1 protein-coding gene is annotated in these 482 nt (G+C 57.3%); it reads left to right on the top strand.

What is annotated here, in order from left to right; genetic code table 11:
* On the top strand, positions 1 to 482 hold a 482-nt coding region (locus tag ACUHMQ_RS21050; protein ID WP_445297390.1), incomplete at both ends, for a hypothetical protein.

The raw sequence follows: 482 nt of genomic DNA, 5'->3' as shown, positions 1-482 counted from the left end.
GGGCTTGGGGGCAAGCTTGGCCTGGCCTTTGGTGCGCAAGGCAATGGTGGTCGGAATGCCGCGCACTTTGTACCTGGCGTCAATGAAATCAACATTACCCGTACCAGTGGCGCCGGTGCGCTGGCCCACGAATGGGGGCATGCCCTTGACCATCACTTCGGTGTATTGGCCGGCTTGTCACGTGATAGCGAGCCCTTTGCTTCCTGGTTGTCGAGCTATCGACGCGCCAAGCCAGACAACAAGATACGACCGGAAGTTGCCGAAGCATTCCAGCTTATCACCCAAACCATGCAAAGCCGGGAGGAGTCAGCAGCGGAAGGCATGGCGCGGGCAGAGCATCGCCTCGCCCATACCCAGCAAAAGTTAGCCGACATTTTAAAGCAGGAAGACTTGGTTAACAGGCTGGCGGGTAACGACACTGCGCTCGTTGCCTTGGAAAAAATAAAAGCCGGCGACATTGGTGAATATGTGGCGCTCTCCCC

The sequence above is a fragment of the Chitinimonas violaceus genome (assembly GCF_052601015.1).
Note: the sequence above shows the minus strand (reverse complement) of the source record. Positions and strands in the feature narration are given on the sequence as shown.